We start from the raw sequence: 19,380 nt of genomic DNA on the forward strand, positions 1-19,380 counted from the left end.
GGGAATCAGGTTGTTTTAAAACAATAGTCCAGGTCTTTACCTACCTTGTCATTAAATCAAGAATTAGCACACTTATCCGTTAAAAATAAAAACGGAAAATATTCTCCAACTGCATTAAAGTTGTCGTAATTTTATACGCTATAAATACTTATAAAAAAAGTATTGCGGAGTATATAAGAATTTTTTCTTACTTCTTTGGTATGAATTTACGGCTACCGGCGTATTTTAGTATAATCTGTTTTTTTCTCTTTGGATGTGAAGGATGGGATTTTGAGCGGAAATCATTTCAATCCTGCGCGAAGCCTTCGGCCCGAATTTCTTTTACGGCTGAAAAATTGAGGGTAACCTATAAACTCGTCGATATTCAGGGCGATTTTACCACGGTTTCCTGGAATTTTGGCGCCGGTAATCCCGTCACCTCATCCGAACGGGAGCAGACCTTTACGTATTCGGCAGCAGGTACGTATACCGTCAACGCCGAGCTTAAAAATCCTTGCGGAGATACGTACAACGCGACCCTGACCACCCAACTAACCAATGCCTCTTTAGCTTCCGTCACGACACTCGATCCTTCGGGTGTTTCCAGTACTTCGGCGATAATGGGCGTAAAAGTAAATGATGCTGGGAATGCCACCATTTCGCAATACGGCGTGTGTTATTCGAACGTAGTGGGTGTTCCGGATGTTGATAATTCCACCGTTCTTTCTACAAAAACGGGTCTGGTAATTGGTAATAACCAGACTTTTCAGGCCGCTCAATTACTCCCCAACACCCTCTATTATGTACGGGCATTCGCAACGAATGAAGCCGGTACTTCCTATGGCGTCGTCAAGACGTTTTTAACCACGTCCCAGCCTGTCGTCAACACCCTGGCGGCCACGGCCATAACGGGTACTAGTGCTGTCCTGTCCCTGTCGCTGACCAACCCGGGAACCCCCGTTTTAACGCGCTATGGGGTGTATGTGTCTTCTACCTCTACGGACCCGGGCAAAACGGGTACTTATCAGACATTCAATACGGATACGCAGGGGATTGCGCCTTCGTTGCCCGGTAACAAAGCCGATTTTACCGTTTCCGGCCTTCAGGCCAATACGTTGTATTATTACCGGGCCTTTGCCATCAACGCAGTCGGTACGGTATACGGGGCGGTTTTGACGTTCAATACCCTGGCTTCATCAATTACGAGCGGACTGGTCGCGTATTATCCCTTGAACGGAAATGCGAATGATTTCGCGGGTAGCAATCACGGAAAACTGGTGAATCAACCGCCCTCGACAACGGATCGGAAAGAGGCACCCAACAGCGCGGTTTTCCTGGATGGTGACAATGACTTTGTTGAGATTCCGGATCACCCTGTTTTGCGGTTTACGAATGCCATGACGGTCAGCTTCTGGGTAAAACCAACGGGAACGGTCAGCCAGCCGATGCAGTTGCTGGTGAAGTCGCGTTATACGGGTGGAGATGAGCAATATGGCATCAGCATTCGTCCCCTGGCGGGCAATTCAAGCAGCCATGTCTTGAACGTCGATGTCAAACAAAACAGCAATTGTGTTTCGGGAGCCGGGTGGGAAAATGCGAGCAATACCGTCACCCAATGGCTCAACAACTGGCACCATGTCGTGGGTGTTTATGAAGGTCGTTCATTGAAATTATACCTCGATGGAAAATTGGTAACCAGTCGGGAAAATCTGCCGATTTCGAACATCGATAATTGCCCGGGTGGTGATGTTCGGCTTGGGTTACTCAGCCAGGCTTTTCCGAATAAATTTCAGGGGAGTGTGGATGAATTGCGATTTTATAACCGGGCTTTAACCCTTGTTGACGTTCAATCTCTGTTTGCTTTATGAAAAGGATATTTTATGAAACGATGTTCTATGCCCTGGTCGTTTTGTGCGTTTTCTTTCTGACTCCGGCCATGGGTCAGTCGACCCGTCAGGTTACAGTTACCAACGTTAAAATCGAACAGCAGGAAACCAGGATAAAGATTACGTATGATGTAGAAAGTCTGGTAAAAAATGATTCGGTTTATATTCAGGCGGTTAATCAAAATAACCGGGTTTTAATCGCCCGGTCGGTGACCGGAGCGGTTGGCAAAGGCGTTGGTTCCGGCAAGGGAAAAATCGTTTACTGGGATATTCAGGCGGATGGTTTGTTGGCGGAAGATGAAGTCCAGGTGGTCGTCAATGTCAAGCTAGCGCCACCAGATCTGGGGGGCGGCCCCGCCAATGCCCTGCTCTCGATTCTGGTTCCGGGGCTCGGCAATGTGCTGGTTCAACCGCATAAAAAGATTGGATTCCGCCCGTTGATCACGGTTGCCTACGGGGGCTTGCTCGTGTATGGGCTCATGCAGCGAAGCAAGGCGATGGACCAGTATGCGATTTATGAGTCCCAACCGTATGAAAACCAGGCAGAACCATATTTTACGAAAGCAAACCAGTTGCGCCATCAATACCTGATTGCGACCCGTGCCGCAGCCCTTATTCTGGTTTCGGATGTCATTTATAGCGCCATTAAGGGGAGTCGTAATCGCAGGAAATCCAATCAGCTTACCCTGGGCTTTCAGGGCAATACACCCCTTATTGGCATTCGTCGAACTATTTAACCACACCCTGTATGAAAAAAATACTACTCCTTCTGGGCGGCTTAACCGTCCATTTCCTGGCCGGAGCCCAGTCGCCCACGGTGATTTCTGCAAAAAGTCAACCCCTGAAACTGAAGGGAGAAGCGCCCAAAAATCTGCCTCCGGTGATTACCTGGCAATCTCCGGGCACTGATTACCTGCAGGTGAAACAACCAGCTTTCACGGTTTCGGCCTGTGTTCAGTCCTTTGAAGCGTTGAAGGAACATCGTGTGGTCGTCAACGGGAAAACGTTTGGTCAGCAGCGGGGCATGAAACGCCTGGTGTGCGGTGAACAGGTTTCCCAGGAAGTGCTGCTTCAGGCTGGCGACAATGTCCTGCAAATTATGGCCACCAACTCGGTGGGGACCACCACGTCCACGGTACGGCACATCGTTTACGAAGCTAAAAAAGATACGGTCATCGGACAGAAGCGGGTGGCGTTGATCGTTGCCAATTCCAATTATGAAAAACACCCGCTCAAAAATCCCGTCAACGACGGTCGCAGCGTGAGGGAACAGTTTGAAAAGCTGGGATTCACGGTGACCCTTCTGGAAAACCTGAAACTCCGGGAAACCGATCAGGCGCTCGAAAAATTTTATTCGGAATTAGACAGCAACAACGTGGGCTTGTTCTACTACGCGGGACATGGCATCATGGCGGATAACCAGAACTTTATTCAACCCACCGATGCTGATCCATCGACTGAAGTGGACGCCCGGTACGTTTGCTACTCGCTGGAACGCGTGGTGGCCCGAATGAAAACCGCCAATCCCAATGGTTCCAACCTCGTTTTTTGGGATGCCTGTCGCAACAATCCCTATCGTTCCTGGACGCGGAGTGCCGGACAACCGGTTTATACCACCATCAATCCGCCGGTCGGAACCTTGATCGTGTATGCCACGGAACCGGGTAAAACGGCCAGCGATGGCAATGAAAACGGTCTGTTTACCAGCGAACTGGTGAATAACATCAAAGAACCGAATCTGGATATTTTTGAACTGATCGACCGGATCGATCGGGGCCTTGAAAAGCGTGGGTTCCAGCAGCCGCCCTATATTGAAGGACGGTTACGGGGCAAACTCATCCTGAATCCCGTTATCAAACCGTGAGGTGTTTAGAATTTAAAAACGGGAATGCTGAATGAAAAATGATGAATGCTGAATGTAAAAGTTGCGTCCAAGTCAGCACTTTTACATTCAACATTCATCATTTTTCATTCAGCATTCTTTCTCAGTGGGCGAAAAACCTACTTCCTCGCCCGAAACAGCTTGCGGCCGAACTGGATTAAACCGTCGGTGATGAACCACGTCAGCAAAAACGCGAGGCATTCCAGCACAAAACTGTGGAATTTGTAAAATACCTCAGCCGTTAGCATCGCCACCACCAAAGCCGGGAGTTGTTCGGTCGCGATTCTGAACCACGGCAACGAACGGATCAATGTATACATGGGTTTGTGGTCGGTGGATTAGGATGGGACATCATTCATGAGAGAGGGTGCGCCCCCCGCCGAGGTCATATCAGCCGCCGGTTGGGCCGAAACTTTCGTTGGCGGGACTGGTGCTGGCGACTCCTCCGTTCCAACTCCGGCGCCTGGGGCGGCACCCGCGTCGGTTGCCGACGAACGGGAAGCGTTGCCCTCTACTTGCTGAACTTCCACCTTGGGCGTTACGCTCACATTGGGCAGGTCTTTGGTATCGATTTCGATCGTAATTCGCATGGGAATAGGCGGTTAATTTAGTTCAAAACCGCGTAGCGACCCTCAAAGGTAACTTGCGCGTTGGTCAGGTTTTTTACCGTAATCCAGTAGGTGCAGTGCGTCGCATTGGCCCGCTCCACAAAAATGTCCCAGTCGATCTGGGGCGCTCCCGACTGGGGCGAGGTGGGCATCATATACCAGGTGACGTGCCAGTCAACCGGCCAGCTATGCGTAAACCAGCGGTGGGTCTGATTGGGAGCCAGTGTGCCGGTAAATTGTGTTCCTGTTCGCATCGGTATGAATAGTAAAAGGTTGATTAGTAGAAACTTAATATGGCATACCGGCCTTCAAAACTGACGGGAGAACCGGTGTGGTTGGTGACGCTGATCCAGTAGGTGACAAATTCGGCGGAGGCCCGTTCTACCTGTACTTTCCAGCTCACCTGCGGAGCACCGGGCAGGGGCGAGGTGGGCATAATGGTCCAGATGATGTGCCAGGTCGCCGGCCAGCTATGCGTAAACCAGCGGTGGGTCTGGTTCGGGGCCAAACTGCCGTTCCATTGCACCCCGCAAATGGGGGCCGCCAGCCAGCCATCGACCGGAATTTCCCAAACGCCCCGGTTGCGCATTCCCACCCGCAACACGCGGGCGTGCGGATGATAGAGCAGATCGACTGCCAGCGCATTCGGCAGACCGTTGGCAAAGGCACTCCAGGAGGCCCCGGCATTCAGGGATTGGTAGACGCCCACGTCGGCCGCCACCCACACCCGGTTGGCATTGCCGGGATCGACTTCTACCGCCGTGATGGGGAGATTGGGTAAACCCGCCGTGCAGTTGACCCAGGTGCTGCCGCCATTGTCGGACCGGAACACCCGGTCACCACTCAGCGAGGTGGACGTTGCCCAGATGCGGTTCAGGTTGGCCGGATTGACGTGTAAATCACTGACATAAGCACTGGCGCGGGGCGTCGTCAGGGCCGTCGCCGACGACCAGGCCGTGCCGAACCAACTGATGCGGTACACCTGACCCGTTGTGGTTCCGACAAAAACCGTATCGGGGTTGGGAATGTACATGGCCGATGCTACCTGACCCGCGGGCAGGGCCACCTCCGTCCAGTTGGTCCCCCGGTTTCGGGAAATGTACACGCTCTGACCCGCCTGGGCCACCGTGTCGTTAGTAGCTTCCATCGGCGGATAAAACAGGGCATTGTAGCCATCGGGAACATTAGGGCCGATCCAGCCAAACGATCCGAAATTTCCCCGGGTGGTGGAGCGCTCCATGCCCATGCTGTAGTAGGAATGAAACACCACGTTTGGATCGGTGCGGTGTACCCCGCAGTCGCCCCCGTCGCCGTCGGCAATGTGATCCCAGGCCGGATTGCCGGTGTAGCGAATGCTGCCGTTGTCCTGCGTTCCGGCCATCAGCCAGCGGGACGAACCGTAATCCTGGGCCATGTATTCGATCTCCGTAATACCCAAACCGTTGTTGAGCGACGTCCAGCTGGTACCCCGGTTGGGCGACACAAACAATCCGCCGTCGTTGCCCACATAAACGATGTTGGCATTGGTGGGATCAAACGTGATGGCGTGCTGGTCGGGGTGGATGTCGTCACCGGTTTTGTTGGAAATCGTCACCCAGGTCCAGGTGCTGCCCGACAGGTTTCCACGGTAGGCTTCAATGGCCCCCAGGTAAATTTCCGAATCCGTATCGGGAGCTACAGCCAGAAACCAGTCATACCACGCCTGCCCGGTCGACAACCCCGCCGGTCCGGTAATACGCGCCCAGGTACCCGTACTGGCCCTGCGGTAGAGAAACAGGGTGGTCCCGGCTGCGCCATACGCGTAGGCAACGGCCGGATTCGTACGGGATATGGCCACCGCTAGCCGGTCGTAGGCCGTGGGTCCCCCCGGTAAGGCAACAGCCGCCCAGGTCTGACCGCCGTTCGTGGAGCGGAAAAGCCCACTCTGACAACCCGCCAGCACCTCCGCCGTGGCACCACCGGAAGGATGGGCGGCCAGGTCCCAGCAGCGTCCCGACCGGCGGAGTGTCCAGGCCGTTCCGCCGTCGGTGGATTCATAAATGCCGTGGGTGGTGGCCGCCAGCAAATGGTTGCCGTTGGCGGGATCGACCAGCAAATCATAGAAACCCTGCCCTACGAAAGGCGCTGTTGCGTGCATCGTCCAGGTGCTGCCGCCGTTGGTCGAGCGCAGCAACCCGGCACCCAGCCAGGCGTAAAAATTGCCTTCTCCCGTGCCGCAATACACCGTGGCCGGAGCCGACGGATTGAAGGCCAGTGCGCCGACCGTCAGTGTGGCGGCATAATCCGTGCGCGGACTCCAGGAGGTTCCCCGGTTAAAGCTCTCCCAGATGCCTCCGCTTGCCGCGCCACATAAAATGTGATTGGCATTGGAGGGGTCGACGGCAATTGCTGCAATCCGACCCGAAACAACTACCCGGCTTTCTCCGTAGGTCTGCCCGTTCGACATCATCGTAGGACCCAAAAACCGCCACTGTGGGCCAAAACCGGTAGGCGGTGAGAGGGATGGGCCGGAAAGGGTTTTGATGGCAGCGGTCGGTTCTGACTCACCGTTTTCGGTTTCTGCCGGTTCAACAAGAGCGGGTTGCAGGGCCAGGGCGGCATCGACCAGCGCCTGAGCATAGCTCGAAACCACTTCCGGTGGGCCTTCGACCGAAAGGGCTGCAGTGGCCGAACGGCGACGGTTTGCTTTCGGTTTCTCGTCGGCCACCGCTTCCGTGATTGGCAGACCGCGCTCTTCCGAAAAGTACAGCAATCGTTGCAGCACTTTACTGGTGAGTGGCTTGGGAAGCGTGGCCCGTCCCCGAACCGCAGGAGCGGGTTGGTCGGTCGGGTTCAAGAGGTCATCCTTCGGTCCCTTCATCTGACGGAGTCGTTTTGGTTGGTTTCTTCGGTTTCTTCTCGGGAGATTCAGTTTCTTCTTCCGGGTAATTTTCCGGAATACCACGGGCTTCTCTAAATTGTCTCAGACGTTCGGCTGCTTTATTGTCCGGCTCGTCAGCTCGTCGTTTGGTCATAGCATGATTGATTAGTGGATAGAGGATGATCGTCAGAAAACAGGTCAGGAAAAAACAGAAATCGCCCAGATGTCCACCCGATTTCAGGGGACAAACCAGATCGACGGTCGGTGATGGGTACGGTTGAGGAGAGTCTGCGTATAACGCATTAACCGACAGCAAGGTAATGGTAATTATCAAAATGGGCCGCTAAGTTTTGAGGGAGCGGTTAAAAGATTGTATAAGAATAGATGGAAAAAATAGTAGTATTTAGGGCTAATCCGGAGCCGGGCAATCGGAATGGCTGGGCTGACGACCGCGACAAAACAGCATAAATGGAAGGAGAGTGATGTGAAAAGAATCGGATGAGGTAGAAAAGAAGGTGGTTGTGCTTTCGACAACAGTGAAAACCGCGCGTAAGCCCGAATAAAACCGCTATGAAAAGACGCAATTTTGTTAAAACAACCCTGGTTACCACCTCTGCCGCCAGTCTTCTGAATCCGTTGAGCGTGGCTGCAGCACCCTATCAAAATGCCGGTTCTGAATTTTATGAGTTGCGGATTTATACCCTGAAAAATGGCAAACAGCAGAAAATGGTGGAAAGCTATTTTCAGAATGCCGCCATCCCGGCCCTCAATCGGTTGGGGAGCAAAAACATCGGGGTTTTTACGGAATACCTTCCCCAGGGATTCACGAAACTGGTGACGGTGATCCCGTTTAATTCGCTGGACGATTATTTCAAGTTGCCCGAAAAACTGGCCGGTGATGCCGCTTACCAACAGGCGGGCGCTGATTATCTGACGGCCCAGGCAACTGATCCGGCCTATGAGCGCATTGAAAGCTCGTTGCTGAAATCGTTTGCATTCATGCCCAAACTGGAAGCCCCGGAGAAAAAACCGCGGATTTTTGAGCTGCGTCGCTACGAAAGCCACAACGAAACCGCCGGAAAGAAGAAAATCGAGATGTTCAATGAAGGCGGTGAAATTGCCATTTTCAAACGCGTTGGCCTCACGCCGGTTTTCTTCGGCGAAACGCTGATTGGCCCCATGCGTCCGAATTTGACGTACCTGCTGACGTTTGACAACATGGAAGAGCACGATCAGAACTGGAAGACGTTCGGCAGCGATCCGGAATGGAAAAAAATCAGTTCCATGCCCGAATATGCCAATGCCCGGATCGTTTCAAACATCACCAGGACCTTCCTGATTCCGACTGCCATTTCCCAGATTTAGAACCGTCCAGCCTGTAGAAGGACCTGATTGCATGACACTTGCCGCAGTCATAACAGCTTGTTATAGCGGGTTGTGTCTGCGGCAAGTGTTGTCTGTACCTTCGGTGAAACTGGCATCACGGTATTAAATTTGTACCCAGCCAAGGGAAGATAGAGCTTTTTTGGGTATAGCATACTTTTGTTGGAAACCCGAGGAATTAGTTCTGGGAAGCGTCTGAGCCGTTTACTAAATGTATGCGAAATGATATAAATAAGTAACTTTTGACTTCAAAATGTCGTCTTTATCGTATATATTTGTTAGTCATTATCGTATAACTAAAATATAGAGAGGACGATGCAACCAATCCAATCCCGTATATGGGACGGCCAGAAAATGCTCTACCTGGCCGGGCTGCCCATGACCCCGGAGCCCTATTTATCCATCTGGCTGCAGGAAGCCATTGCCCTGGTGAGCCAGGTGTCGGCGGTTGACGAATTACCGCAACCCACCAGCTTTTCCTGGCGGTTGATGCGCACCATCGGTCAGTCGGATCGGCAGGGTATTCTGCTGTATGAAAGCGATTTGGTGGAGTGGGACGGACGGATTTTCGAGATTGGCTGGTCGAATCACCGTTGCGGCTATGCGCTGTTTCAACCCCTGGGAACGGGCGAGTTTCCGGCATTTTCACTCAGTGCCCTGCACGCCCGCCAGTTGCGGGTACTGGGAAACCGCTACGAACATCCGCAGTTGCTGGAACAACGGTTTTTGTCGCAGGCAGCCGCCTGATCTGAATCTTCCTTCTTCCATATCCATACCGTTTACGTTCCGAAAGCCACGCCCGTACAACCGGCGAGGCTTTTTTTATGCCACCGGAAAAGCGTAAAACCGCCAGGCAGGTAAAATCAGAACGTCAGGACAGCGCGGACGCCAAGACTCCGCCGGGCGGGTACAAACCGGACGCTCGTCGAATGCCGGTGGTTGAAGCGGTTGTCAGCCCGCCGAAACTGGACGGAGGCCCGGTGGTCGAACCAGACCGCTGCCGCACCCAGCAAAACCCCGCTGCCGGCCAGAATTGCCCCGAAGTTTTCGATTCCACTTCCATCTTCCGATTCCGGCCGAACCGGATTGTCAAAGTCACGGTTACGGTACGGGCGGTCACTCAGCATCCGGTTGTGGCCCTGTTCGCCGTCGCCTACCACCATCAAACCGACACCCGTTCCGATCAGCAGGGCCGCCGGAATGGCCGTCGCCACCGACCACACCCGCAGTGACCGACCACGCTGGTAGTATTTTAACGCCGTGGGTTGGGCTTGCAGAAGCAATCGAACCTCGGATTTCGGGATTGGCTCGTCGTTTGCATCCGTAAAATACCGGCTAAACAGACTCCGGTGGTAACGAAGTCCGGCTAAGCCTGTTGTGTTCAAAGCGGGCGCCACGGACTCCCCGCTTTCCCGGGGGGCGGGCAAGGTGGGAGCCACCGCACGCCCGGCCTCAAAGGTGTCTTTGGTTCCGTTGGCGTATTTTATGAACAACACATCCCGCAACGGTGCGGTGTACACCGGGCCGTCCAGGTTAGCTGATTTCCGGTATTTTAAGTCGGTCTGGTTGATTTCCAGTACTTTCGCAGGAATTTCCTCACCACTGCGCAGAACAAGGTTATCCTGAGCCAGGGCATAGTGGGTCATGAAAAGGGCGACGGGTACAAGAAGGACGCGCATGGGATCGGTCAGTTAGATGAATGGAAGATGGCTGTTAGTGATCCATACGGATACAATGCAGCATTGCGTTGCCTGAGTCAGATAAATATTTTTTTTTCAGGCAACGGAGTAAGCCTGTTCTGTCGTAAAGAAATTTGGACCGTAACAACAGCGACCATCTGTGCTATTCCGACGAAGTAAATCTCTGGCACTGCCGGAGGTCATCGAGGGGTGTCGGCGTGAAAAACCGGCTGCCCAGAAGCAGCTATTCGAGGCTTATTACAGCTTCGGAGTCAATATCTGTTTGCGCTATGCGGCCACCCGGGAAGAAGCGGAGGAGATGTTTGACGACGGTTTTTTGCGGGTACTCAACAAAATTTCGTATTACGATTCTGACCAGCCTTTCGATGCCTGGTTTCGTACGGTGATGGTGCATTCGGCCATCGACCACTACCGCCGGAACAAATCCCCGCTGGTTTATGCCGACATCGATGAAGCCTACGAAGTGGGGGAGACGGACGCGTTGCTGGAGCGACTGGCCGCCGACGAAATTCTGGCGGTTGTACAGCAATTGCCACCCGCTTACCGAACCGTTTTTTCGTTGCATGTGGTGGATGGCTATTCTCATCCGGAAATTGCCCAAATGCTGGGCATTCATGAAGGTACTTCACGCTCAAACCTGGCGAAAGCGCGTCAGAAATTACAGGAACTGCTTATCGAATGGACCTCTACAAACTCAGTAAACCGACGAAACTATGTCTAACGAACGTTTCGACAAACTGATGAAGAAAAACCTGGAAGCGGTCAAGCCGGGCTACCAGCCCCGGGCCTGGGACCGTTTCCGGAAACGCCTGCCCCTCTCGGGATTCTGGCCCTGGTTGCTGCAGTATGGCGGCTGGGTACTCAGCGCGCTGATGCTGACGGGGTGGCTCACAACGCTTTACACCCTGCAGGAAAACCGCCGGTTGCTGGAAACCGTGCATAAAACGCTGCAATCGACGACCCAAACTGAAGTTCGCCAACCGGTTGCTCCGGTTCAGCGGGTCGACACGGTCTACATTGTCAAACGGACGGTGGTGGAACACCGGCATTCGTACCGTTCGCTAGCCGACGCTACGGATCGATCAGGCCTGGTCAGGTCAACCGAAGTTCTGAAGGGATCAGGAAATGAAACCGAACCTTTCGGATCGAAACCGGCAAAACGGACAACCGAAGCGGAATCGCGTCGCCAGCCCGGTTTTGGAGCCCGGTTAGTTTCACCGGCTCCACCCATGAACGCCAATCGATCGGGTAAAACACCAAACAGGGTCTGGTCGGCGGGCAGCCGCACACCCGTAACGGATGATTCGTTGCAAACACTGGCCCAAACCGACCCGGCTTCGGGCGAAAAACGGGAGGATGTGGGTCAGGCATTGGTGCCGATTCCGGTGGACAGCCAAATAAAAACTCCACCTGACTCGGCGGCACAAAACGGGGCTGTGGCGCCCGCTTCATTGCGGGCCCAAGTTCCTAAAATTGAACCGAAACGCCCGCCGTTTCGGCTTTCATCGTTACGCCCCCGGGGCGGAATCGAAACCCTGCTGACCCGAAACAGTGTGGGCATTGGTCCGGTTATCGAAGTATTTCCGATGGAAAATCTGGGGATATCCGTTGGCTTGCTGGCAACCCGCCAAAATTCGGAAAAACACCGGGGATTGAAAGATTTTAATTCGGCCACCGGCCAGGAATTTATCGAGCAGTACCGGCCATATTTACCGGCGCAATACGACCGCATCGAGGAGATTTCGATCCATACGTCCGGCATTAGTTTGCCCATAACGCTGAAATATTACGTACCGCTGGACCCGAAATGGTCGTTGTCGTTCCAAACGGGAACAAGTCTGGATCTGGCAGCTTACCAGCAAATCAAATACGAAAGTTATTTTCGGGGCGACGAACAGCACCATGCATTTAGCCTGAAAGCGGAACACCGGGTTTTTCACAATTTTCTGTTCGGCGGAGGAGTTCAGTTCCACCAGTCCCGGCTTTCGGCGCAATTGATTCCGTTTTATCTCTACGATTTTCGCAGCCTGGCCGACGCCCCCGGTGGGAGTAACATAGGGCTGAAAGCGTCGGTTTGGATCGATCTATTCAAATAAAAAGAATGAAAAGTTTTCCGGACGCAGGCAACGGCTGAACAGAAGAAAACCGTATTGCTCATTAAAAGCCATACGGATCTATGTCACAGAATCAGAATTCCGACGCACTGAGTCGTCACCAGTTTCTTCGTCAACTCGGCATGCAGGGGGCCGCGCTGCTTGCCGTTTATTGTGCCGGGCAATCCCTGACGGCCTGTAGCAAAAGCTCCGATGTAACGCCTGATCCGCTCACCAGTGCCATCACCGTTGACCTGACCAGTTCGACCAATTCCGCGCTGAAAACCGTTGGCGGATACATCGTCACCAATAATGTGGTAGTGGCTAACACTTCCAAAGGGTATGTAGCGGTCACAGTGGTGTGCAGCCACGAAGGCAAAAAGAAAGTTCAGCTCCGCAATGGTGAATTCTACTGCCCGGAACACGGTGCCCGGTATGATCTGACCGGAAAAGGACTGAACAGCGAGGGAAGCCGCGGATTAACGGTTTACACGGTGACGCAATCCGGCAATGTGTTGACGATTTCATAACCTGAGATTGGTTTTCCAAACAAAAGTACCTTCAGAAATTGTCATCTAAAACACTCCCCAAACCGGATGCGCACGCGTATGATAATCACCCTGCTTTGGCTGGGTTCTTTCTCCCAGACCTGGGCTCAGACGGTTTCGGCCGATACGATTCCGCCCGTCGAAAAAACGGATGACCTGCTTTCTGATCTGGACGACAGCACCAGTCAACAGGCGTTATTACCACATAAAATGCTCTTTACCCAGCGTATTTTCTGGGGGCCGAAAGGGCTGCTGCGAACTACAAATCTGGCTCCACTGACGCCCGAAGGCCGGGAAAAAGAACTGAAAATCCGCCGGACTATGCTGGTGAGCCACCAGGTGATGGGCTTTGTGACGCTGGCGGGGTTTGTGGCCCAGGGTTTGGTTGGCGCTAAATTGTATCACGCTACCGGCGACCAGTATGGGCGATTGCAGAATGTGCACAGTTCACTGGCTGCGGGAATCAACCTAACCTACGTCACCACGGCTCTCTTGTCACTAACGGCTCCGCCCAAACTGGTTGGTGAACGCCGGGGATTTAGCTCGATCAAACTGCACCAATACCTGGGCGTTGTCCACATGGCCGGTATGCTGGCGACCAACATCCTGGCGAGTTCGATCGAAAACCACCCCGAACTAAAACCGTATCACCGGGCGGCCGCCTACACAACCTTTGGCGCTTTTGCGCTGTCGGTTATTGCCATCAAATTCTAACCTATCGCTCATGAATCGTACAATCGGAATTCTTTCTGCTTTTGCCATTGGAATCGTTGGGTTGCTGGCATTCGTTGCGCCAACTGCATCCCGCAAATTGATGGCTGATAAATCCCAATCGGTAATGACCTACACCATGCACCACCCCATGCATACCTGGGACGGCGTCAGCCGGGAAGTGCAAAGTGTGCTGTTGTATAACGACGCTACCGATCGCATCGAGGCTGTAGCCGTTGCGGTTAAACTGGCCTCGTTCGATAGCCAGAATGCAAACCGCGATTCGCACGCGCTTGAAATTCTGGATGGGATCAAGTACCCCCGCGTAACCTTTAGCAGTACGGGCATCGAGCAAACTCAGGATAAACTCAAAATTTGGGGAAATCTAACCTTTCACGGGGTAACCAGGCCTGTCGAGGTGCTGGCTGTTCGGGTTGATAAGGCCGGGCAGTTGCTGGCAACCGGAGAATTTTCAATCAAAATGAGTGACTACAACATCGAGCGGCCGTCGCTGATGATGGTTCCGACCGATGAGTCTTTTCTGGTAAAATTTTCAATGGCCTACCACAAAACCGCTCCGGTAAATCAATAAATGCTCCTGCTCCTGTACTCTGATTATCAGTTTACTACTGTTAAAAAATGGTAGCTGGTATTAGATTATTTCCAAATTACAGCAAATGCAAACCTGCCGGAAACTTTCGTCCGGCAGGTTTGTTGTTCGGTTACAATCAGAATCGTCATGAAATCTTTCGTTGCCCTGGTATTTGCGTGCTGGATGTTGGGCGGGAGTTTGCTCCCTGGCTTCAGCATCGACCAGACCTCCCATTGGGGTGATCTGGTGCAGCATTACCAGCAACACCGGGCCACAGACGCCCGGTTGAGCTTCATCGACTTCATCAAAATGCATTACGGGGCTGATTCGGAACACCAGAAGCACCCCAACCACAGTCACCAGAATTTGCCTTCGGTCGGTCATTCCGTACCGGTTTTTACTCCCAACACCGTCTGGCTATCGGCACCTCAGCTCTGTCAGGTGCTGGTCGTTCCCCAGGCTGATTTTTTCCGCAAAGCCGATCTGTATTCTTTTCAGGCGGTTTTCGCGCTGATCAATCCCCCCCGACGCTAGTTTTCCATCGCCCCTGGCCGACGTGTGTCCGGATGAAACGGACGGTTTTTCCGCCTTGTCTTCTCGGCCATACTACCCGCACAACGCGTGCCGAGTGGTGGCGGATTGTTTCGTCAGTTCCCACGGCCCTATTTTCTTCCTGATTTTTAGTCAACTTCTTCTTTCAGAACGCATTATGCTGAATGCCGTTATTCATTTTTCCATTCACAACAAACTCATTGTTGGCCTGTTCGTGCTGGCGTTGGTGGGGTGGGGCACCTGGTCGGTGACCCAACTGCCCATCGATGCAGTGCCGGATATCACGAACAACCAGGTGCAGGTGATCACCAGCAGTCCGTCGCTGGCGGCCGAAGACATCGAGCGGCTCGTGACGTTTCCGATTGAAGTCAGCCTGTCGAATATTCCGGGTATTACCGAATTGCGGTCGTTTTCGCGTTTCGGGCTGTCCATTGTAACGGTCGTTTTCACCGACGCAACGGACGTTTACTGGGCTCGCCAGCAGATTGCCGAACGCTTGCAAAATGTGGTGGGAGAGATTCCACCCGGCGTCGGGACGCCCGTCATGGCCCCCGTCACAACCGGTTTGGGCGAAATTTTTCAGTATACGGTTTTGGCCAGGAATGGTTACGAAACCAGATACTCACTCACCGACCTACGCACCATTCAGGACTGGACCATCCGGCGCGGGTTGCTCGGAACCCCCGGCGTGGCCGACATCAGCGGTTTTGGGGGGCTGTTGAAACAATACGAGATCGAGGTCGATCCCGACCGGCTGCGGAGCATGGGCGTCACGATTACCGATATTTTCAACGCCTTGGAGCAGAATAACCAGAACACGGGCGGGGCGTATATCGACAAAAAGCCCAACGCCTACTTCATTCGCTCCGACGGCCTGATTCGCTCGATCAGCGACATTGCAGACATCGTCGTCCGGCTGAACGACCAGTCGTTGCCCGTTCGGATACGCGACGTGGCGCAGGTCAAACTCGGTTCGGCAGTGCGCTACGGGGCCGTTACCCGCAACGGCGAGGGCGAAACTGTGGGAGCTGTCGTGATGATGATCAAAGGCGAAAATTCATCGGCGGTGATCAAACGGGTGAAGGAAAAGATTGCCGAAATTCAGAAAACGCTGCCCGAAGGGGTGCAGATTGTGCCGTTTCTGGACCGCACAAAAATGGTCAACAGTGCCATCGGAACCGTCGAGCGCAACCTGCTGGAAGGGGCAACAATCGTCATTTTTGTGCTGGTGCTGATGCTCGGCAACTTCCGCGCGGGGTTTGTCGTAGCCTCCGTCATTCCGCTGGCGTTGCTGTTTGCCATTGCGATGATGAACCTCTTCGGGGTGTCGGGCAACCTGATGAGTCTCGGGGCCATCGACTTCGGACTGATTGTGGACGGCGCCGTCATCATTGTCGAAGCGACGCTGCACCACATTACCGGCCGAAACAAAAACAAAACGCTGACCCAGGCCGAAATGGATGACGAAGTCTTCCAGTCGGCAGGTCGAATCCGCTCGTCGGCTGCTTTTGGTGAAATCATTATTTTGATCGTTTACCTGCCGATTCTGGCCCTGTCGGGCATCGAAGGCAAAATGTTTCGGCCGATGGCCCTGACCGTTGCGTTTGCCATTCTGGGGGCTTTCATTCTGTCGCTGACCTACGTGCCAATGATTTCGGCTTTGATGCTGAATAAGAAAATCGTCCACAAAGAGACGTTTTCGGACAAAATCATGAAACGGATCCAGCGGTTTTATGAACCCGTTCTGCTGTCGGCTCTGAAACACCGGCTCATCATTCTGGTCAGTGCCGTTGCCCTGCTGGCGGTTGCGGTTTTTCTCTTCAACCGGATGGGTGGAGAGTTTATTCCCCAACTTGACGAAGGCGACTTTGCGGTTGATACGCGGACGTTGACGGGAAGTTCGCTTTCCGAAACCGTGGATGCGACCCTGAAGGCCGAACGGATTTTGCTCAAACAGTTTCCGGAAGTCGAGCAGGTGGTGGCCAAAGTCGGCTCCGGCGAGATTCCAACCGACCCGATGCCAATCGAGGCTTCCGACTTGATGGTGATCCTGAAACCGCGCGATCAGTGGACGTCGGCCACCACCCGCGACGAACTGGCCGGCAAAATGGCCGAAGCACTCTCGGTGGTTCCGGGCGTTACGTTTGGCTTTCAACAGCCGGTGCAGATGCGGTTTAACGAACTCATGACCGGCGCGCGCCAGGATGTGGCCCTCAAAATATACGGCGAAGAGCTGGGGCAGTTGACCAAACTGGCCGGTCAGGTTGGCACCCTGATCGGGGGAATCGACGGGGCCAAAGACCTGTATGTGGAGCAGGTAGGCGGTTTATCTCAGATCCTGATCAAACTCGACCGGGCGCAGCTTGCCAAATTTGGCCTGAACGTAACCGATGTCAACCGGGTGATTAATACGGCTTTTGCCGGACAGTCAGCCGGTTTGGTGTTTGAAGGTGAAAAACGATTCGATCTCGTGGTTCGGCTGGCGGCCGACAAGCGCCAAAGTGTCGACGATGTGCGCAATGTGTATGTAACCACGCCCAAGGGTCCATCCGGTTCCGGGCAGCAAATCCCACTGAGTCAGATTGCCCAGGTCACCATCGAACAAGCCCCCAACCAGATCCAGCGGGATAATACGCACCGGCGCATCACGCTGGGGTTCAACGTCCGGGGGCGTGATGTGGAAAGCATCGTCACGGAATTGCAGCAAAAAGTCGGAACACAAATTAAATTTCCACCCGGTTATTCCATCACCTACGGCGGTCAGTTTCAGAACCTGGTCGATGCCAAACAGCGGCTAGCCATTGCCGTTCCGATTGCGCTGGCGCTGATTTTCGCCCTGCTGTTTTTTACGTTCGGCTCCATTCGCCAAAGTCTGCTGATTTTTATGGCCATTCCGATGGCGGCCATTGGGGGCGTGTTTGCCCTGTTGCTGCGCGGAATGCCGTTCAGTATTTCGGCGGGGGTTGGGTTCATCGCACTTTTCGGTGTGGCGGTTTTGAACGGCATTGTGTTGATTGCCGAGTTCAACCGGCTTCGTCACGAGGAAGGGCTGACCGACCTGACCGAAATCATCCGGCTGGGGGCGGAGGTTCGGCTGCGGCCGGTGATCATGACGGCGCTGGTGGCTTCGTTCGGTTTTATTCCGATGGCGATTTCCAACTCCGCCGGGGCCGAAGTGCAAAAACCGCTGGCGACCGTCGTCATCGGGGGACTGCTGACGGCTACACTGTTGACCCTGATCATCTTACCGATACTGTATTCCCTGTCGGAGAAAAAAGCCGTAGCGAAAGAAGCAGAAGCGGCTAAGAAAGCAGGCGGACCGAAAACCGTTGTGACGGCCACCGTCGGAATCCTGTTTCTGACGGCAACCGTCGGCTGGGCGCAACCGGCAAGCGAAGCCCCCGTTTCCAGACAAACGCTGACGCTCGAACAGGCGTTGCAACAGGCCGGAACCCGCAATGCACAGATTCAGATCGCGGGTTTGACGGTCAGCCAGCAACAGGCGCTCCGTCGAACGGCCTACGATGCCGGCCGGTTTTCGGCCACGGCGATGCTCGGTCAATACAACACCCGGCGGTTTGACAACAACCTGACGGTAACGCATTCCATCCCCAATCCAACGCTGATGCGACGACTGGCCGAACAAAATGACCAGACTGTGCGGGTGCAGGAAGCAGGCGTGGTGGTTACGCGTCACGACGTCCAGTATCAGGTCCGGTCGGTTTATTACGAGATCAATTACCTGTACCAGAAAAACCGCCTGTTTCAGGAACAGGATACGGTTTTAGCGGAATTCGTGAAAGCCGCCAACCTTCGCTTCAAAACCGGGGAAACGGGAAGTCTGGAAAAAGCCACCGCCGAAAGCCAGCGGGCCGACCAGCGGGTACGGCTCGCCCAGAACGAAGCTAGTCTGACGGCCAGCCGCACCCGGTTGCAAACCCTGCTTCATAGCCCACAGCCCTTGGACATCAGCCCCGATCCGTTGCCCAGACTGACGCTGCCGGTGGTGGCAGACAGCTTGACGGCATCGCGCAATCCGCTGCTCCGCCAGCTTCAGGAGCAGATTCTCTGGGTGGGGCAAAACCGGAAGGTCGAGCAGGCGCGTCTCAAACCGGAGTTTTCGGTAGGGTTGTTCAGCCAGACGCTCATTGGAAATCAACTCATCAACGGGCAGGAATTGTATTTCGGGGCCGGACACCGGTTTTATGGCGGGCAAATCGGTGTTTCGTTTCCGTTGCTGGGGCAGGCGCAGAAAGCGCGGATCAATGCCGCCCGCATGGGCGAACAAATTGCGCAAACCGACTGGCAGAACCAGCGGTTTTTCCTCGATCAGCAGGTGAAGCAGGCGGTGCAGCAATTTGACCAGTACCGGACGGCCCTGGCCTATTATGAAGAAAGCGGTCTGCCCCAGGCTGCGCTCATCCAGTCCAACGCCCGGCGGGCCTTCAGTGGGGGCGACATTGGCTACGTGGAATTTTCGCTCGCTTTGCAGCAGGCGCTGGCCATCCGCTCCAGTTACCTCGACCTGCTTCATCAATACAATCAATCGGTTCTTTCCATCCACTATCTGCTCGGCAATCCCTGAT

The 19,380-nt window shown here is 54.0% G+C and carries 18 protein-coding genes; 12 read left to right on the top strand and 6 right to left on the bottom strand.

Features of this window, described 5'->3' with window-relative positions; all coding sequences use genetic code 11:
• Window positions 1–335 precede the first annotated feature (335 nt).
• From F0P93_RS01150 to F0P93_RS01160, 3 genes are read left to right on the top strand one after another with little or no spacing between them, the layout of a single operon-like run.
• Window positions 336–1,847: a LamG-like jellyroll fold domain-containing protein gene (locus F0P93_RS01150; protein WP_191908701.1), complete on the top strand. Its 1,512-nt coding sequence runs from the start codon at window positions 336–338 to the stop codon at window positions 1,845–1,847.
• The gene (locus tag F0P93_RS01155) at window positions 1,844–2,602 is read left to right on the top strand and encodes a hypothetical protein (RefSeq protein WP_150874549.1); all 759 of its coding nucleotides are present in this window, start codon (window positions 1,844–1,846) and stop codon (window positions 2,600–2,602) included. Before F0P93_RS01150 ends, F0P93_RS01155 begins: the two co-directional genes overlap by 4 nt.
• A gap of 11 nt (window positions 2,603–2,613) precedes the next feature.
• On the top strand, window positions 2,614–3,729 hold the full coding sequence (locus F0P93_RS01160; protein ID WP_150874550.1) for a caspase family protein: 1,116 nt from the start codon (window positions 2,614–2,616) through the stop codon (window positions 3,727–3,729).
• A gap of 137 nt (window positions 3,730–3,866) precedes the next feature.
• Here F0P93_RS01160 and F0P93_RS01165 read toward each other — a convergent pair whose 3' ends face one another.
• The 5 genes from F0P93_RS01165 to F0P93_RS31420 are packed head-to-tail and all read right to left on the bottom strand — an operon-like array spanning window position 3,867 to window position 7,369.
• The gene (locus F0P93_RS01165) at window positions 3,867–4,067 is read right to left on the bottom strand and encodes a hypothetical protein (protein WP_150874551.1); all 201 of its coding nucleotides are present in this window, start codon (window positions 4,065–4,067) and stop codon (window positions 3,867–3,869) included.
• An 18-nt stretch (window positions 4,068–4,085) separates the two neighbouring features.
• Entirely contained in the window at window positions 4,086–4,337 is a 252-nt protein-coding gene (locus tag F0P93_RS01170) for a hypothetical protein (protein WP_150874552.1), read from the bottom strand.
• A 17-nt stretch (window positions 4,338–4,354) separates the two neighbouring features.
• The gene (locus tag F0P93_RS01175) at window positions 4,355–4,609 is read right to left on the bottom strand and encodes a hypothetical protein (protein ID WP_150874553.1); all 255 of its coding nucleotides are present in this window, start codon (window positions 4,607–4,609) and stop codon (window positions 4,355–4,357) included.
• Between the two features lie 23 nt (window positions 4,610–4,632).
• Window positions 4,633–7,215: a WD40/YVTN/BNR-like repeat-containing protein gene (locus F0P93_RS01180; protein WP_150874554.1), complete on the bottom strand. Its 2,583-nt coding sequence runs from the start codon at window positions 7,213–7,215 to the stop codon at window positions 4,633–4,635.
• Window positions 7,196–7,369, bottom strand: a complete 174-nt coding sequence (locus tag F0P93_RS31420; protein ID WP_191908702.1) for a hypothetical protein — start codon at window positions 7,367–7,369, stop codon at window positions 7,196–7,198. Before F0P93_RS31420 ends, F0P93_RS01180 begins: the two co-directional genes overlap by 20 nt.
• A gap of 416 nt (window positions 7,370–7,785) precedes the next feature.
• Here F0P93_RS31420 and F0P93_RS01185 point away from each other — a divergent pair, with 416 nt between their 5' ends.
• Window positions 7,786–8,580: an NIPSNAP family protein gene (locus tag F0P93_RS01185; protein ID WP_150874555.1), complete on the top strand. Its 795-nt coding sequence runs from the start codon at window positions 7,786–7,788 to the stop codon at window positions 8,578–8,580.
• 333 nt (window positions 8,581–8,913) lie between these two features.
• A complete protein-coding gene (locus F0P93_RS01190) occupies window positions 8,914–9,345 on the top strand; it encodes a YopX family protein (protein WP_138991658.1) in 432 nt (143 codons plus the stop codon).
• Window positions 9,346–9,461: 116 nt separating this feature from the next.
• On the opposite strand, the gene F0P93_RS01195 is transcribed toward F0P93_RS01190, so the two are convergent.
• Window positions 9,462–10,277, bottom strand: a complete 816-nt coding sequence (locus F0P93_RS01195) for a hypothetical protein (RefSeq protein WP_150874556.1) — start codon at window positions 10,275–10,277, stop codon at window positions 9,462–9,464.
• Between the two features lie 160 nt (window positions 10,278–10,437).
• Between F0P93_RS01195 and F0P93_RS01200 the strand changes: the two genes are divergently transcribed.
• The 7 genes from F0P93_RS01200 to F0P93_RS01230 all read left to right on the top strand — a co-directional run bounded on the left by F0P93_RS01200 (window position 10,438) and on the right by F0P93_RS01230 (window position 19,379).
• A complete protein-coding gene (locus F0P93_RS01200; protein ID WP_150874557.1) occupies window positions 10,438–11,019 on the top strand; it encodes an RNA polymerase sigma factor in 582 nt (193 codons plus the stop codon).
• Complete coding sequence (locus F0P93_RS01205) at window positions 11,012–12,394, top strand: hypothetical protein (RefSeq protein WP_150874558.1); 1,383 nt, start codon at window positions 11,012–11,014, stop codon at window positions 12,392–12,394. The genes F0P93_RS01200 and F0P93_RS01205 overlap by 8 nt, the downstream gene beginning before the upstream one ends.
• A gap of 80 nt (window positions 12,395–12,474) precedes the next feature.
• Window positions 12,475–12,921: a Rieske (2Fe-2S) protein gene (locus F0P93_RS01210; RefSeq protein ID WP_150874559.1), complete on the top strand. Its 447-nt coding sequence runs from the start codon at window positions 12,475–12,477 to the stop codon at window positions 12,919–12,921.
• A 78-nt stretch (window positions 12,922–12,999) separates the two neighbouring features.
• A complete protein-coding gene (locus F0P93_RS01215; protein WP_225309322.1) occupies window positions 13,000–13,653 on the top strand; it encodes a hypothetical protein in 654 nt (217 codons plus the stop codon).
• Window positions 13,654–13,663: 10 nt separating this feature from the next.
• Window positions 13,664–14,242, top strand: a complete 579-nt coding sequence (locus tag F0P93_RS01220; protein WP_150874561.1) for a YceI family protein — start codon at window positions 13,664–13,666, stop codon at window positions 14,240–14,242.
• Between the two features lie 147 nt (window positions 14,243–14,389).
• On the top strand, window positions 14,390–14,776 hold the full coding sequence (locus F0P93_RS01225; RefSeq protein WP_150874562.1) for a hypothetical protein: 387 nt from the start codon (window positions 14,390–14,392) through the stop codon (window positions 14,774–14,776).
• 175 nt (window positions 14,777–14,951) lie between these two features.
• Entirely contained in the window at window positions 14,952–19,379 is a 4,428-nt protein-coding gene (locus F0P93_RS01230) for a CusA/CzcA family heavy metal efflux RND transporter (RefSeq protein ID WP_150874563.1), read from the top strand.
• Window position 19,380 lies beyond the last annotated feature (1 nt).

This window comes from Larkinella humicola, from assembly GCF_008727875.1.
Classification (GTDB): Bacteria; Bacteroidota; Bacteroidia; order Cytophagales; family Spirosomataceae; genus Larkinella; species Larkinella humicola.